Consider the following 17,268-nt stretch of genomic DNA (forward strand, 5'->3'; position numbering starts at 1 on the left):
GTGACAACAGTGATTTGATTCGCTGCGAACTCATGGCCTCAAAACCACTGCGAAAATCACGCCAACATCGATGTCCTGAGAAAGAGAGTCGTCCTCAATGACGACTCTCAGTGTAAGTGGCATATCGATATAAAATCAATCAGCTAGGCCTCAACCTTTGTAAATTTTAGGATTGAAGACATCACGCAGCCAATCGCCCAACAAGTTAATCACCAACACTAGGCTGATCAAAATAATGCCGGGGAATACGGTTATCCACCACGCGCCAGAGAAAATATACTTAAATCCGGTACTAATTAACGCTCCTAAAGACGGTTGATCAACGGGCAATCCTAGACCAAGAAACGACAACGCTGCTTCAGACATGATCGCATTGGCAATTTGAACTGTTGAAATGACTAATATTGGTGATAAACAGTTAGGCAAAATATGTCGAAACATAATCCGTAGCGACTTGAACCCCATCACGCGTGCCGCTTCAACGTACTCTTTTTGCTTTTCAGCTAACACGGATGCGCGAATGGTTCGAGCATACTGAGGCCACTCCGCAATACCGATGATCACCACCAGCATGATCACCGCATATTGGCTATAAAATTCGCCGCCAAAACTGGCTTTAAAAATCGCCGAAACGATGATTGCCACCATCATGGTCGAAAAAGAGAGTTGAATGTCGGCAAAACGCATTAAAAAACTGTCGATACGCCCACCAAAATAGCCCGCAGAAAGGCCAATAATGATCCCCAAGATAAGCTGTAACCCAACGGCGAGAAAGCCTATCGTCAGCGATAAGCGCGAGCCATACAAAATGGTTGAGAGAATATCTCGTCCTTGCCCATCGGTACCCAATACAAATTGCCCATCACCGCCCTCAATCCACATAGGAGGCAGCTCAGAATCCATAATGTCGATACTGGCGAGATCATAAGGGTTCGTCGGCGCGATCACAGGCGCTAACAAGGCTAACAGCAAAAAAACACTAAATAGCGCAAAGCTGACCATCGCCACTTTATCGCGTAAAAAATAATACAAAAAATCCGATTGTTTAAAGCGCTGCCAAGCGGAAGGCATGGTTGTTATTGCCGTCATGATTAGGCTCCTTTTCCGGTGAGATTCACCGTCGGATTAATTAATCCATACAGTAGGTCAACGATCGTATTGGTCACGACAAAAATTAACCCGACAAAAATTACGTAAGCCGTGATCAGCGGTGTATCAACACGATTAATCGCTTCCAAAAAGAGCAATCCAGTCCCCGGCCACTGAAAGACCGTTTCGGTCAAAATGGTATACGCCACCATGGTACCAATTTGTACACCGCCTACCGTCAACACCGGTAATAGGGTGTTTTTTAAAGCATGTTGAAAATAGATTTTATTCATCGCTAAGCCTTTGGCTTTAGCGAACTTAATGTATTCAGAGTTTAAAACTTCTAACATCTCTGCTCGGACTAAACGAATAAACAGAGGTAGCATAATCGAAGACAAGGCGATACTTGGTAACACTAAATGACTTAACCCATTGAGGTTAAATAATCCCGACTGCCAGCCGAAAACATTGGTGGTTTGCCCGCGGCCATAAGAAGGCAACCAGCCCAGTTCAATGGAAAACACATACATCAACATAATGGCGGTCAAAAAGACGGGGATCGAAATACCGATACTGCTGCCAGCCATAATCAGTTTCGAAAACAGCCGTTTAGGATGAATAGCCGAATAGACGCCTAATGGAATGGATAAAGTAATAATAATCACGGTCGCGGCAAAAACTAGCTCAAGTGTCGCAACCAGTTTATCTAAAATCACCTCAGCCGCTGGACGTTTAAAAAAGTAGGAGGTCCCTAAATCACCTTTGATCGCCGCGCCCAAGAAACGACTATATTTGACTAAAAATGGGTCATTAAGCCCCAACTCATCACGCATCGCTTGACGCTGTGCTTCTGACACCGATTGCCCAACCAGTTCACGCAACGGATCGCCTAAATTATCTTGAATGGCAAACGCCACCAAGCTAATCACAAACATGACGATCAGTGCCTGATATAGACGTTTGATCAAAAAAGAAAACATTCCCTGCCCCTTACACTATCCATAACTCTTGTCGGATTGATGACCACATCAACCACAATAAAACGACCGCTTTAAAGAAGAAAAAAGGTTGCCGTCTGAGAGGGCAACCTTTCCTCAACTTCAAACATTTCAGAAAGGTTATCTAAACGCTACTTGTTAACCACCAAATCGCCAAAGTAAGGGAAGTCCATACCATTGATGATCGGCGCTAACTCTAGGTTTTTCTTCGCCGCCCAAGAAGGATCTTGCCAATGCAATGGTACGAATGCCGCTTCGTTGTATAAGATCTCTTCTACCTTTTTCAACATCTCGCTGCGTTTGGCTAAATCGGTCTCAACGTTAGACGCATTGACCAAAGCATCCACTTCTGGATTAGAGTAGTGACCACAGTTGTATTGCCCTTTACCCGTTTGCTCATTACGCGTCATGGTTAAAAACTCAGTAAAGTTAGCGGAATCTTCTGTATCTGGGTGCCAGCCAATCAGCAACATATCCGCTGCACATTTATCAAATTCTGGCCAATATTGCGCTTTAGGCATGGTTTTCAAATCAACTTTAATATTGATACGAGCAAGCATTGCAGAAGCGGCTTGAGCAATTTTATCGTCATTAACATAGCGGTTATTCGGCGAAATCATCGACAAATTAAAGCCTTGTTCATAACCAGCGTCTTTCATCAATTGTCTGGCTTTTTCAAGATCAAAGCGCGGTTTGAGATTCTCGTTATAACCGGCATAACCGACTGGGCTTTGCTGACCAGCGGCCGTCGCCGCGCCGCGCATAACACGATCAACAATCCCTTGATTATTAATCGCATAGACAATCGCTTGACGAACACGTACATCACGTAGGGCTTCATGACTATTTTGGTTTAATTGAAAGGTGATCACGCGTGTACCCGGCATGGTGTACAGCTCAACATCACGCGCATTACGAATGCGTTGGTAATCATTAGGCGAGACAGGTGCAATCATATCGACGCCACCGGATAATAATGCCGCCACACGGGTTGCATCTTCTTTGATCGGCACGAGAGTCAGTTTCTCAACATTACCCTTGCTGGCTGTATCCCAGTAATCCGTAAAGCGAGCAAACTCCATACGAATACCCTGCTCACGGTGAGTAATAATGAAAGGGCCTGTGCCCGAAGCATTTAAAGAAGCAAAGGAAGATCCGTGTTTGACAATTTCCGCTTTATCTTTGCCATCAGCGGTCTTGCCAGAGTAGAACTGGCTGTCCATCGGGAAAATATAGGTCGCAACGTTTTCGATCAGGGGATAAACACCATGGGTTTTAATATCCACCGTATAATCATCCACTTTACTGATCGAAGCTAGCGGCTCAAAAATACCTTTAAAATCGGCCGACTCTTTCAAGCGATTGAACGTCCATATCACATCATCGGCAGTGAAAGGATTACCAGAGTGAAACTTGACGCCTTCGCGCAAATGAAAGCGCATGGTTTCATCATCCAAACGCTGCCAAGATTTCGCTAAACGGGCTTCAAATTGCATGTCTTGAGTAAAACGAATCAGCGGGTCAAACACCATGTGCGATAACTGAAGTGTACCGCCAGAGAGCTGCTCATGAGGATCCATCGATACCGGGTCTGAATCGTAAGCGATTTTTATTTGTGCTGCGTTGAGCGAAAAACTCAGTCCAGCAGTAATTAAGGCTAGGGCTAGCTTGCTTTTAATGATTTTCATTGCATAACTCCTTATGCGGGAATCAATATCCCTATGGGTTGTTTTGATTATGAGATGTTACGTCGATAATCGATGACTAACGGTTAACGCCACCGCACATTAGGCAGAGACTTTCTGCTCTCTTAGTCCGGTGAACTCTGGCATTAACGAAATTAATTGCTGACTGTATTCATGTTGTGGATGAGTGAATAATTGTTCTGTCGGAGCCACTTCTAATAAGGTCCCCATCTTCATCACCCCGACTCGGTCACACATTTGGCGAATCACCGGCAAATCATGACTGATGAATAACATGGTTAAGTTGAGCTCTTGTTGTAAGTCTTTTAATAAATTCAAGATTTGTGCTTGTACAGAAACATCCAAAGCAGAGGTCGGTTCATCACAAATCAATAAACGAGGGCGAGTCGCGAGAGCTCGAGCTATCGAAATTCGTTGGCGCTGACCACCAGAAAACTCATGAGGATACTTAACACCAGCCATTCGCCCTAAGCCGACATACTCTAAAAGATCGTGTACGATTTGCCGCGTTTGCGATTCATTATCCGTTAAACGGTGGAAACGAATCGGTTCCGCGATGATGTCCATCACCTTCATACGAGGATTCATTGACGTGTATGGATTTTGAAATACCATTTGCATCTGACGACGAATGGGGCGACGCTGCTTCTCTGATTTTAACGCTGTAAGATCAATGCCTTCAAAAGTGACTCTACCTTCATTCGGCTGATACAAGCCAGCAATGACTCGCGCAATAGTGGATTTACCCGATCCCGATTCACCGACCAGCCCAAAGGTTTCCCCCTCATGAACTTGAAAACTGACGTTATTCGAGGCTTGAACATACTCACGGCGACTGGCAAATAGGGAGTCCTTAGTCACAAAGCGCAAGTTAACCCGCTCAACATTCAAAAGTGGGCCCGTATAGGCGCGCTGATCTTGGCTTTGTCCTAACCAATGAGTTTTGATATCCAGTGGAGCTAGCTCACTGGCTTGTTCGATGTAGCTGACCAGTGGAAATCGGTCTAATTTGATATCTGAACGCGGGACGGCAGAAATCAAGCTACGTGTGTAAGGATGATCTGGGTCGCCAAGCACTTTCGCTGTTGGTCCAAATTCGACTAAATCGCCCCGATACATCACAGCAACGCGATCAGTCACATTGGAAACGACGCCCATATCATGGGTCACCAGCATACAGCCAACATTATTTTTCTTACACAAATCACGAATCAAACTCAAGATCTGATCTTGAATAGACACGTCTAGCGCAGTGGTTGGTTCATCAGCAATGATCAGATCAGGCTCTCCGGCCAAGGCGATAGCGATCACCACTCTTTGACGCATACCACCGGAAAATTGGTGAGGATATTGCTTAAGACGATTTTCAGGTTGGGGAATACCCACTTGGTTCATCAACGCTAAGGCACGCTGGTAAGCCTGTTCATTACTCACTTTCATATTGGCATGAATGGTTTCCGTCAACTGTTGCTCAACGGTGAATAATGGATTTAAAGAGGTCATCGGATCTTGAAAAATAAAACCGATTTTTGAACCTCGCACTTGGCGCATTTGTTCTATCGATAGACCAGAAATTTTCTCGCCATTTAAAAACACTTCGCCGCCAGCAACAGTCCCTGGTGGACTCAATAAATCGATAATTGCATTACCAACAGTCGATTTTCCAGCGCCAGATTCTCCCACCACACCGACAATTTCACCGCGCTGAATATCCAATGTGAGTGATTTTACCGCAACATGAACCCCATGACGTGAGGGATATTCTATTCGTAAGTTATTAACTTCTAAAAGTGACATGCAAACCAGACCTCAACCGCTATGGCGTAATTATCCGTGTCTGAGACTGACTGATTCAGACCATAAAATGGCTGATTATTCAGTCAGTACCCATCAATCCTTTTGACCAGTCCACTGTTCTGGTTATTTACAAGTTGAACAATTTGGCAAAATTTTCACATAAAAGCAACAAGCAAACTCGAAAAGATAAATTTACCGATAAACGATTGAAAAGCGCAGGACAACACAGATTTGCAGAAGAATTCTTTATAAAGAAAAGCCCTAGTCTCTCAACTAGCGCTTCTTATCATGGTCGGTGAAGAGATGGGCTTGAATATCAGGCGCCCCCCCGCCCCTAGCAAGAGCGCTATATCATTTTAAATTTAGCGCATGAAAAAAGCCCCAGTCTTTCGACTAGGGCTTCTTATGATGGTCGGTGAAGAGCTGGGCTTGAATATCAGGCGAACCCCCGCCCCTAGCAAGAGCGCTATATCATTTTAAATTTAGCACATGAAAAAAAGCCCCAGTCTTTTGACTAGGGCTTCTTATAATGGTCGGTGAAGAGGGATTCGAACCCCCGACCCTCTGGTCCCAAACCAGATGCGCTACCAAGCTGCGCTATTCACCGAGATTTTATTCGCTTTATAATGGGGTGACTAACGAGGCTCGAACTCGCGACAACCGGAATCACAATCCGGGGCTCTACCAACTGAGCTATAGTCACCATCAATTTTTTTATCGTTAGCTGTATTTTAACGATTTAAGTCAGCTTATTGACCAACTTATTGAAAAATGGTCGGTGAAGAGGGATTCGAACCCCCGACCCTCTGGTCCCAAACCAGATGCGCTACCAAGCTGCGCTATTCACCGAAACAATTTTTGACTTTAAGAACAACTACCGAGGGTCGCCCTCTGGTCCGCTGTTCCCAAATTCGGGATGCGCCACCAAGTTGCGCTGCTTACCGATATAATCTTTTTATCTCGAAAAATCAAGAACGGAAGCCATTGCTACCAAAATAATGGGGTGACTAACGAGGCTCGAACTCGCGACAACCGGAATCACAATCCGGGGCTCTACCAACTGAGCTATAGTCACCACTGATGTTGCCAATACACACCCTGATCAACCAACCGGATGGCGCGCCCGAAAGGATTCGAACCTTCGACCTTTGGCTCCGGAGGCCAACGCTCTATCCAGCTGAGCTACGGGCGCATGCCCTATCGGCGGAGTGGAATAATACGGATATCCCCTGAGGGCGTCTAGTACTTTTTCAACTTTTTTTCTTGTTTGGCGTCTTTTTCAACAAAACAGACTGATAAAAGCCAGTTTCATGACGAATACCTAATACTAAGGCGCCTCATCCACGATAAAAACACGCCATAGCATCAAAAAAATCCATCAATATTGACTATTTTTTATTAAACATGGCTTTTAAATTAGCGATATGTGCTTGGCCTTTATTCATTCGCTCTTCTTGAGAAAGTACTTTTTTCTGCGTTTCCCATTCAACATCATCGTAGGGTAACTCGTCCAAAAATCGACTTTGCGTTGGTTTAATCAGTTCACCAAACTGGCGGCGTTCTTTACAAACAGTAAAAGTTAATTCTCGCTGTGCTCGTGTAATGCCAACGTACATCAAACGACGCTCCTCTTCGACATTCTCTTCATCAATACTGGTTTGATGGGGCAAAATACCTTCTTCAGCGCCTATCAGATAAACGTAAGGAAACTCCAATCCTTTCGAGGCATGCAGCGTCATTAACTGTACGGCATCACTGTCATCATCTTGCTCACCACGCTCCATCATGTCACGCAAAGTTAAGCGTTGAACCACTTCTCTTAGGGTTTTCTCTTCTTGATCATAATTATCACCTTCTAAATCGGCGACAATCCAAGCATAAAGTTCAGAAACGTTTTTCATACGCATTTCTGCCGCTTTGGCGCTCGATGACGTTTCATACAACCAATCTTCGTAGTGAATATCGCGTACCAGCGAGCGTAAGGCTTCGACAGTATTGCCACGTTCCACATTATCGGTAATTTCAACTAACCACTGCGTAAAACGTCGTACATTATCCAGGCCACGCCCCGATAAATGTTGTTCCAATCCTAATTCAAAACTCGCTGCAAATAGGCTCTTTCCTCGCATGTTCGCGTAACTGCCTAATTTCTCTAAGGTCGCTGGCCCTATTTCTCGCTTCGGGGTATTCACAATCCGTAAAAAGGCATTATCGTCATCCGGATTCACCAATACTCGTAAATAAGCCATGATGTCTTTAATTTCTGCTCGGGCAAAAAACGACGTTCCCCCAGATAATTTATAAGGCACTCGGTTCTGCATTAATGACTTTTCAATCAAGCGCGATTGATGGTTGCCACGATATAAAATCGCGTAATCACGGTATTCGGTGCGGTTAAGAAATTTATGGGCAATCAGTTCGGCGGTCACTCGTTCTGCTTCATGATCTTCATTATTGGCCAGAATAACTTTGAGTTTTTCCCCATCAGGAATGTCGGAAAACAATACTTTTTCATAAACATGGGGATTATTAGCAATCAAAATGTTCGCGGCACGTAAAATTCGACTGGTTGAACGATAGTTCTGCTCTAATTTAATCAATTTTAAATGACTAAAATCTTGACCTAGCTGGACCAAATTTTGTGGTCGAGCGCCTCGCCAAGAGTAGATCGATTGATCATCATCACCGACGACGGTTAAGCGCCCACGCTCACCAACCAGTAATTTGACCAATTGATATTGGCTGTTATTGGTGTCTTGATATTCATCAACAAGTAAATACCGGATACGGCTTTGCCAGCGCGTTCTCACCTCTTGATGATCACGCAAGAGTCGAACGGGTAGTGAGATCAAATCATCGAAGTCTAACGCGTTATACGCTTGCATCTGTTTTTGATAACACTCATAACAAAAAGCAAAAAGTTGTTGTTGCTCACCCTTTGCAGTCGCTTTAGCTTGCGATGGCGATATCATGTCATTCTTCCAATTAGAGATGCTACTCAATAACTGGCGCAACAAATCTTTATCGCCCTCTAACTGAGATTCCGTGAGCTCTTTCAATAAGGCCAACTGATCTTGATCGTCAAATAATGAGAAACCCGGTTTTAACCCTAACGTTTTATATTCTCTACGAATAATGGTTAAGCCAAGGGTATGAAACGTTGACACAATAAGGCCACGAGCTTCCGCCCTGCCTAATGTTTGACCAACGCGTTCTTTCATTTCTCGGGCAGCTTTATTGGTAAAAGTCACCGCGGCAATATTACGCGCCTTATATCCACACTGCTGAACTAAATAGGCAATTTTATTGGTAATCACGCGAGTTTTTCCCGATCCTGCCCCGGCAAGGACGAGACAAGGACCCGATACATATTTTACCGCTTCATCTTGTCGTGAGTTCAGCTTCATCTTCTTCTCTGTGTGGATTATTCAAGACGCTAATCATAATGCCGCTGATGATTCAATACTATGTTGAACTCAAAAAACAGCCGCAAAGTAAAATTTTTTATTATTTACTGCACAACTGTATTGCAAACATGGTTAGGTTGTAGGCTATAATGCTCTCTCAATTAGCCAAGATGATGGCAAGCTTGTTGTTCAGGAAGAAGAAAATATGAGCAACAAGTCATAACAACTGATTGCAAATAAAATGAATTGAGCAAAAAATAGCTATTGGACTCTCTCTTTACTGGTAATCATCGGTACAACCACCTACGTTTTATAAACGTTGCTACCGGTTTATTTAGCTACTGAGCATGAGGTGTATCCAACACACTTAGCCCAAAAACCCTGATCCCTCTCATCGATTTTGATAGGGAAACCTTTCAACAATGTGGCACATTTCAAGTCGTCATCAAACCGATTGAGATACCGTCATTCAACATTAACTTGGAGTTCTCACCAGAATGAAAAAGTGGACATTATTTATGTTACTTATCGTGGTGCTGCTATTTGGTAGCGTGATAGGTTTCAATCTGTTTAAACAGCAAAAAATCGCTGAATTTATGGCCAATCGACCTGAAGCAGAATTCCCAGTGACGGTCACTCAAGTCAATGCCGTTGATTGGATACCGGTCATCGAAGCGATAGGGTTTATTGAACCCAACCAAGGGGTGACATTGACCACGGAAACCAGTGGCGTGATTGATCGCATCTTGTTTGAATCAGGTGCTCAAGTAGAAGAAGACCAACCACTGGTAATGCTTGACTCCGCCGTCGAACAAGCCAATTTGAAGAGCTCGCAGGCTCGACTCCCAGCGGCAAAAGCAAAATACGAGCGTTATAAAGGTCTGTTCAGTAGAGGAGCCATCTCTCAAGAAGCATTTGATGATGCAGAGGCCAGTTACTACTCTCTCGCGGCCGATATTGAAAGCTTAAAAGCCGCTATCGCTCGCCGTGAAATTAAAGCTCCTTTTGCTGGCGTGGTAGGTATTCGTAATGTCAATCTCGGTCAATATTTACAACCTGGTACCGATATTGTCCGTTTAGAAGACACCACCGTTATGCGTTTACGTTTTACCGTGCCACAAACCGATATTTCTCGCATATCAATTGGACAAAATGTTGATATTTTTGTCGATGCTTATCCTAACGATGCTTTTAAAGGCTCGATCACCGCAATTGAGCCAGCAGTCAGTGTGCAAAGTGGTCTGATTCAAGTTCAAGCTGATATCCCTAATAGCGATGGTAAATTACGCAGCGGTATGTTTGCTCGCTCGCACATCATCTTACCAACCTTAGATAATCAGGTAACTCTGCCTCAAACCGCCATCACCTTTACGCTCTATGGCGACAGTGTGTTTGTACTAACTGAAGATAACGGTGAGCAGCGTGTCGAACAACGAGTGATTAAAGTTGGAGAACGTGCCCGTGATATCGCTCATATTCTCGAAGGTATCAATCCTGGGGATGTCGTCGTCACGACAGGGCAAGTTCGTTTAAGTAACGGCGTGAAAGTGCGTATCGTAGAAAGCGATGCGACAACGCCACCAGCCAAAACACCGATGCTGTAACCGGAGGAATTATGCGCTTTACTGATGTTTTTATTAAACGTCCGGTTTTAGCGGTATCAATCAGCTTTTTGATTGCATTGCTTGGTTTACAAGCCATGTTCAAAATGCAAGTGAGCGAATACCCTGAAATGACCAATACGGTGATCACCGTTTCCACCAGTTACTACGGTGCCAGTGCTGATTTGATCCAAGGCTTTATCACTCAGCCATTAGAGCAAGCCGTCGCTCAAGCTGATAATATTGACTATATGACGTCGCAATCGGTGTTAGGCAGCTCAAAAATCACCGTTTACATGAAACTCAATACCGATCCGAATGCCGCATTGGCGGACATTTTAGCCAAAACTAATTCGGTTCGTTCTCAATTACCTAAAGAAGCTGAAGACCCATCGGTCAGTATGTCAACGGGCTCAACTACCGCTGTGCTGTATTTGGGTTTTACCAGCGATGAGCTCGATTCCAGTCAGATCACCGATTATTTACAACGAGTGATAAACCCTCAACTGTACGCGATTAATGGTATTTCCAGTATCGATCTGTACGGCGGGATGAAATATGCCCTACGTGTGTGGTTAGACCCGGCGAAAATGGCGGCATTTAACCTCACGGCTAAAGAGGTTATGGGCGTATTGAGCGCGAATAACTATCAATCAGCGACTGGTCAAATCACTGGTGAGTTTGTTCTGTTTAACGGCAGTGCTGATACTCAAGTTTCGAGTGTTGAAGAGCTCAAAAACCTTGTGGTAAAAACCGAATCAAGCGACATCATTCGTCTATCTGATATTGCTAAAGTTAGCTTAGCGAAGAGTCATGATACCTACCGCGCCAGCGCTAATGGGCAAGAGGCAGTTGTCGCAGCGATCAACGCAGCACCAAGCGCCAATCCTATCAATATTGCCAAAGATGTCCTTGATGTTCTGCCTGAGCTTGAGCGTAATATGCCAAGCACGATAAAAATGAATGTTATGTATGACTCTACAGTAGCAATTAATGAATCCATTCATGAGGTTATCAAAACCATCATTGAAGCGGCGTTAATTGTACTGGTGGTGATCACGCTGTTCTTGGGATCGCTGCGAGCGGTCATTATTCCCATTATTACCATTCCGCTATCACTGATTGGGGTCGCAATGGCGATGCAAGCAATGGGATTCTCATGGAACTTGATGACGCTTCTCGCAATGGTGCTGGCGATAGGTCTGGTCGTTGATGATGCGATTGTCGTACTGGAAAACATTGACCGACATATTAAAGAAGGTGAATCCCCATTTCGAGCGGCCATTATCGGTACCCGAGAAATCGCCGTACCGGTTATTTCGATGACTTTAACACTAGGTGCGGTGTATGCTCCGATCGCTTTAATGGGCGGGATCACGGGTGCATTGTTTAAAGAGTTTGCGCTAACCTTAGCTGGAGCTGTATTTGTCTCTGGTATTATTGCCTTGACCTTATCGCCGATGATGTGCTCGAAGATGCTCAAAGCCAATGAAATACCGAGCAAATTTGAACAAACCGTGCATCATCTACTCGATAAGTTAACACAGCGTTATGATCGCATGTTGCAAGCGGTGATGTTGCATCGCCCAGTCGTGATTGCCTTTGGGATCATCGTGTTTGCGAGTCTACCCGTTTTATTTAAATTCGTTCCTAGTGAACTGGCCCCATCGGAAGATAAAGGGGTAATCATGTTGCTCGGTACTGGACAATCGAACGCCAACTTAGATTACCTGTCGAACACGATGCATGAAGTAAATAAAATTCTCTCTGCTCAGCCAGAGGTACAATTTGCTCAAGTATTTACTGGGGTGCCAAACTCTAACCAAGCGTTTGGTATTGCTTCAATGTTCCCTTGGAGTGAGCGTCAAGCTAGCCAAGCTGAAGTGACAAAACGTGTTGGCCACTTAGTGCAAGATATTCCCGGCATGGCGGTAACGGCCTTCCAAATGCCTGAGTTACCCGGCGCGGGTTCTGGGTTACCGATTCAGTTTGTCATCACTACACCTAACGCATTTGAGAGCTTATTCACCATTGCCAGTGATGTATTGGCGCAAGTCAAAGCCAGCCCACTCTTTATCTATTCGGATTTGGATCTGAACTACGATTCCGCGACGATGAAAATCAACATCGACAAGGACAAGGCGGGCGCTTACGGTGTGACCATGCAGGATATTGGTATGACGTTAGGCACCATGATGGCCGATGGCTATGTTAACCGTATTGACTTAGATGGCCGCTCTTACGAGGTCATTCCGCAAGTCGAGCGTAAATATCGCCTTAACCCAGAATCAATGAAAAACTACTTTGTCCGTGCTGCCGATGGCAATATGATCCCGTTGGGTAGCTTAATCACCATTGATGTGGTCGCCGAGCCTCGTTCACTGCCCCACTTTAATCAGTTGAACTCAGCAACCGTTGGTGCGGTACCTGCACCAGGCACGGCAATGGGTGATGCCATCGCTTGGTTTGAAAACATTGCTGAAACTCAGTTGCCTAAAGGCTACAGCCATGACTACATGGGTGAAGCAAGACAGTACGTAACTGAGGGCAGTGCCCTGTATGTCACTTTTGGTTTAGCATTAGCGATCATCTTCTTGGTCTTAGCGATCCAGTTTGAATCGATTCGCGATCCATTAGTGATCATGGTCTCTGTACCTTTAGCTATCTGCGGCGCGCTGATCGCGCTGGCGTGGGGAGCATCAACCATGAATATCTACTCGCAAGTCGGCTTAATCACTCTGGTCGGTTTGATTACGAAACATGGGATTTTGATTTGTGAAGTCGCTAAAGAAGAGCAATTGCATAATAAGCTGAGTCGTATTGATGCTGTAATGGCCGCGGCCAAGGTTCGTCTACGTCCAATATTGATGACCACAGCAGCAATGATTGCAGGCTTGATACCATTGATGTATGCCACCGGTGCCGGAGCTGCACAACGCTTTAGTATTGGTATTGTGATTGTCGCGGGTCTCTCGATTGGTACTCTGTTTACGCTATTTGTACTTCCGGTAATTTATAGCTACTTAGCGGAGAAACACAAACCGCTTCCTATCTTCGTTGAAGATAAAGATCTAGAGAAACTCGCACGGATTGATGAAGCAAAAGCCGCTCAACGGCAACTAGCCGAAAATCGCTCGTAAGCTTCTTCCTCTGTTATCATAAAGGCCACAAACGTGGCCTTTTTTATAGGCTAAGTAACGACTTTTCAGCATTAATTGCATAGAATAGCGGCAATAAAATAGGAGAGACCACCCAATGTTTGATCCCAAAAAGCTAGAGCAAATTGCCAAACAGATCCACGATTCAATGCCTCAACCCGTCAAAGATCTAGGCTCTGATGTAGAACAGAAAGTGCGCCAAGTTATCCAAGGACAATTAAATAAACTCGATGTGGTTAGCCGAGAAGAATTTGATGTGCAAACGCAAGTGTTATTACGCACTCGTCAAAAATTGAATGAAATGGAACAAAAAATCAGCCAGTTGGAAGCCAAGCTCAACGATAAGTAACTGACGACTCCGCCCCGATACAGATTCATGTTGTTAACATTAGTCAAAACAATATCAGGTAGACAGCCTAAGGTCTGTTTATCTTTCGCGGTTAAATTTTGTTCGAGATAAACAGACCCTAAACATCGCGGACAAAAAAAGTGGGGCTTCGTGTATCACTTAGCCCCTTTATTATATTTTTATGTTGTTGTGTTTGCAGTGTTGCTCTTTAATGTGGCTTGCGATTATTCATCACCAACCGCAATACGCTTCATATCTTGCATATAACCACGTAGTTCCTCGCCGATATATTCAACCGGATGGTTACGAATCGCGCTGTTAACTTCAATTAAGGTTGCGTTATCCACTTGATTGGAAACCGCACCCAGCCCTTTACCAATCACATCGGTACTGATTAAAGGCATAAATTGCTCACGTAATAATGGCGTAGCGACATTAGCAAATAAATAATTGCCATACTCAGCGGTATCTGAGATCACTACGTTCATTTCATATAAACGCTTACGAGCAATGGTATTGGCAATCAATGGTAACTCGTGTAGCGATTCGTAGTAGGCGGATTCATCGATAATGCCTGATGCGGTCATTGCCTCAAACGCTAACTCTACCCCAGCACGAACCATGGCGATCATCACAATGCCATTATCAAAATACTCTTGTTCAGTAATTTTAATGTTTGACTCAGGGTAGTTCTCAAAGGCCGTTTGTGCCGTTTCAGCGCGCCACCCCAATAGCTCAGCATCATCATTCGCCCAGTCGGCCATCATGGTGCGAGAAAAATGGCCAGCAATAATGTCATCCATGTGTTTGTTATACAAAGGACGCAGTAAATCTTTTAGTTGCTCAGACAACTCAAACGCTTTAATTTTCGCTGGGTTTGATAGGCGATCCATCATGTGGGTGATACCACCAAACTTAAGTGCTTCGGTGATGGTTTCCCAACCATATTGCAGAAGCTTTCCGGCATAACTCGGGTCAATACCATCCGCAACCATCTTTTCATAACAAACGATGGAGCCAGCTTGTAACATGCCACAAAGAATGGTTTGCTCACCCATTAAGTCTGATTTTACTTCAGCCACAAACGATGACTCTAAACAGCCGGCGCGATGACCTCCGGTTGCTGCTGCCCACGCTTTAGCAATCTCCCAACCTTCCCCTTGAGGGTCATTTTCAGGGTGAACTGCAATTAGGGTAGGAACACCAAAGCCACGCTTATACTCTTCACGAACTTCAGTCCCAGGACACTTAGGAGCCACCATAACGACAGTGATGTCTTTGCGGATCTGCATACCTTCTTCAACGATATTAAAACCGTGAGAATAGCCAAGAGCAGCTCCTTGCTTCATCAATGGCATGATACTTTCGATGACATTGGTGTGCTGCTTATCTGGAGTTAGGTTAATCACCAAATCCGCCTGCGGGATCAGTGTTTCATAGCTACCGACTGGAAAGCCGTTAGACTGTGCATTCTTATAAGATTGACGTTGTTCATCAATCGCGGCTTGGCGTAAAGCATAAGCAATATCAAGCCCAGAATCACGCATGTTGAGGCCTTGGTTTAGACCTTGAGCGCCACACCCTACAATGACTATTTTCTTGCCTTTCAGATAATCTGCTTCTGTCGCAAACTCTTCCTTTGCCATAAAACGACAACGGCCCAACTGATCGAGCTGTTCACGTAAATTTAATGTGTTGAAATAGTTAGCCATTGGGCGCTCCTTGATGATGATCCATACGCTCGGTGGTCATACACCGAATAGCTTTCATAGTAGTGCATGAATATCATTGCTTAAAGTGATATATTCACAAGTAGTAATTGCAATAAATGCAACAATGGCGAAATAGATGAACATTAAAACCCTGCAGCTATTTGTACACCTGTGTGAGCATAAAAACTTTAGTAGTACCGCAAAGGCATTGCATGTCAGCCCTTCAGCTCTGAGTCGACAAATTCAAAAGCTCGAGGACGAGATTGGTCACAGTTTGTTTGTACGCGATAATCGAAGTGTTGAAATCACACCATCGGGCTACAAACTGTTACCGGTTGCCCAACGTATGCTGCACGATTGGCGGCAATTACAGTTGCAGCTAGATGAACAACACAGTGAATTAAAAGGAGAGATCCGCTTATTTTGCTCAGTTACGGCCAGTTATAGCCATCTACCGGATTTGCTCAATGCTTTTCGACTTCAGCACCCTTATATTGAGTTTAAATTACTGACAGGTGATCCTGCTCAAGCGATTGAGATTATTCTTGAAGATGAAGCGGACATTGCCATTGCTGCTATCCCCGAGCATATTCCCTCAAGACTTGAGTTTGCGACAATCAGCGAAATACCATTGTCAGTGATCGCTCCTACGGGAGTGAGTCATTTCTTAGAAGAACTGCAAAAAGAGTGTCCTGATTGGAATCGAATCCCCTTCATTGTTCCTGAGGCAGGGACAGCACGGGAAAGAGCCAACAGTTGGTTTAAGCACATGAAGATTAAACCAACGATCTACGCACAAATCGCCGGACATGAAGCCATTGTAAGTTTAGTTGCATTAGGCTGTGGGGTGGGCGTAGCGCCGGATGTGGTGATCAACAATAGTCCGCTCAGAGACAAGGTGCAAAAGCTTTCAGTATTACCAATTAAACCTTTTAAGTTAGGGGTATGCTGTAAACGATCGCAACTCGATGATCCATTAGTCAGAGCATTATGGCAGGTGATCAGCGACTTCCAAAAAGGTTGATTAATAGAGATAGGGCTAATTTCTGCTGATTATGTCTCAGTTCATCTGATACAAAAAATCCCCAGCATTGCTGCTAGGGACTCTTATCATTGGCGGAGCGGACGGGACTCCCTGCTATTAAAAACAGGCGCGACCCAGACGTGACAGGCCTGGATTCTATTCAATGGTAATTATCCGCTGTCCACTTTTCTCTCATATTGATAGCGAACCAATAAAAAAATCCCCAGCATGACTGCTAGGGACTCTTTATCAGTGGCGGAGCGGACGGGACTCGAACCCGCGACCCCCGGCGTGACAGGCCGGTATTCTAACCAACTGAACTACCGCTCCACATTGTCTTGTTACTCGATAAAGTCTGATTGGCTGCTTTATTGAGCTTTTGTCTTCAGACCTTAGGTCTAAAAACCAGTATTAAAGCCTGGCGATG

At 44.6% G+C, this 17,268-nt stretch carries 10 protein-coding genes and 6 tRNA genes; 4 read left to right on the forward strand and 12 right to left on the reverse strand.

Features of this window, described 5'->3' with window-relative positions; translation table 11 throughout:
- Positions 1 to 150: 150 nt before the first annotated feature.
- The 10 genes from BSR11_RS10545 to rep all read right to left on the reverse strand — a co-directional run bounded on the left by BSR11_RS10545 (position 151) and on the right by rep (position 8,997).
- Positions 151 to 1,089 (reverse strand): ABC transporter permease, encoded by a 939-nt coding sequence (locus BSR11_RS10545; RefSeq protein ID WP_072670354.1) that lies wholly within the window; start codon positions 1,087 to 1,089, stop codon positions 151 to 153.
- A gap of 2 nt (positions 1,090 to 1,091) precedes the next feature.
- Positions 1,092 to 2,069, reverse strand: coding sequence for an ABC transporter permease (locus BSR11_RS10550; RefSeq protein WP_072670355.1), 978 nt, complete (start codon positions 2,067 to 2,069; stop codon positions 1,092 to 1,094).
- Between the two features lie 149 nt (positions 2,070 to 2,218).
- Positions 2,219 to 3,775, reverse strand: coding sequence for an ABC transporter substrate-binding protein (locus BSR11_RS10555; RefSeq protein ID WP_072670356.1), 1,557 nt, complete (start codon positions 3,773 to 3,775; stop codon positions 2,219 to 2,221).
- Between the two features lie 99 nt (positions 3,776 to 3,874).
- A complete protein-coding gene (locus BSR11_RS10560) occupies positions 3,875 to 5,590 on the reverse strand; it encodes a dipeptide ABC transporter ATP-binding protein (protein ID WP_072670357.1) in 1,716 nt (571 codons plus the stop codon).
- A 530-nt stretch (positions 5,591 to 6,120) separates the two neighbouring features.
- Positions 6,121 to 6,197, reverse strand: a tRNA-Pro gene (locus BSR11_RS10565).
- Positions 6,198 to 6,217: 20 nt separating this feature from the next.
- Positions 6,218 to 6,293, reverse strand: a tRNA-His gene (locus BSR11_RS10570).
- Positions 6,294 to 6,362: 69 nt separating this feature from the next.
- Positions 6,363 to 6,439, reverse strand: a tRNA-Pro gene (locus BSR11_RS10575).
- A gap of 150 nt (positions 6,440 to 6,589) precedes the next feature.
- Positions 6,590 to 6,665: transfer RNA gene (locus tag BSR11_RS10580), tRNA-His, on the reverse strand.
- A gap of 40 nt (positions 6,666 to 6,705) precedes the next feature.
- Positions 6,706 to 6,782 (reverse strand) — tRNA-Arg (locus tag BSR11_RS10585).
- Between the two features lie 196 nt (positions 6,783 to 6,978).
- Positions 6,979 to 8,997, reverse strand: coding sequence for a DNA helicase Rep (rep, locus tag BSR11_RS10590; RefSeq protein ID WP_072670358.1), 2,019 nt, complete (start codon positions 8,995 to 8,997; stop codon positions 6,979 to 6,981).
- Positions 8,998 to 9,494: 497 nt separating this feature from the next.
- Between rep and BSR11_RS10595 the strand changes: the two genes are divergently transcribed.
- The 3 genes from BSR11_RS10595 (at position 9,495) to ubiK (ending at position 14,105) form a co-directional block, all read left to right on the forward strand.
- On the forward strand, positions 9,495 to 10,601 hold the full coding sequence (locus BSR11_RS10595) for an efflux RND transporter periplasmic adaptor subunit (protein ID WP_072670359.1): 1,107 nt from the start codon (positions 9,495 to 9,497) through the stop codon (positions 10,599 to 10,601).
- An 11-nt stretch (positions 10,602 to 10,612) separates the two neighbouring features.
- The gene (locus BSR11_RS10600; RefSeq protein WP_072670360.1) at positions 10,613 to 13,738 is read left to right on the forward strand and encodes a multidrug efflux RND transporter permease subunit; all 3,126 of its coding nucleotides are present in this window, start codon (positions 10,613 to 10,615) and stop codon (positions 13,736 to 13,738) included.
- A gap of 115 nt (positions 13,739 to 13,853) precedes the next feature.
- Complete coding sequence (gene ubiK, locus BSR11_RS10605) at positions 13,854 to 14,105, forward strand: ubiquinone biosynthesis accessory factor UbiK (protein WP_072670361.1); 252 nt, start codon at positions 13,854 to 13,856, stop codon at positions 14,103 to 14,105.
- 224 nt (positions 14,106 to 14,329) lie between these two features.
- Here ubiK and ilvC read toward each other — a convergent pair whose 3' ends face one another.
- Positions 14,330 to 15,817: a ketol-acid reductoisomerase gene (ilvC, locus tag BSR11_RS10610; protein ID WP_072670362.1), complete on the reverse strand. Its 1,488-nt coding sequence runs from the start codon at positions 15,815 to 15,817 to the stop codon at positions 14,330 to 14,332.
- Between the two features lie 136 nt (positions 15,818 to 15,953).
- Between ilvC and ilvY the strand changes: the two genes are divergently transcribed.
- Entirely contained in the window at positions 15,954 to 16,841 is an 888-nt protein-coding gene (ilvY, locus tag BSR11_RS10615) for an HTH-type transcriptional activator IlvY (RefSeq protein ID WP_072670363.1), read from the forward strand.
- A gap of 253 nt (positions 16,842 to 17,094) precedes the next feature.
- Here ilvY and BSR11_RS10620 read toward each other — a convergent pair.
- A tRNA-Asp gene (locus tag BSR11_RS10620) sits at positions 17,095 to 17,171 on the reverse strand.
- Positions 17,172 to 17,268 lie beyond the last annotated feature (97 nt).

Source organism: Vibrio injensis (assembly GCF_001895205.1).
Lineage (GTDB): Bacteria > Pseudomonadota > Gammaproteobacteria > Enterobacterales > Vibrionaceae > Vibrio > Vibrio injensis.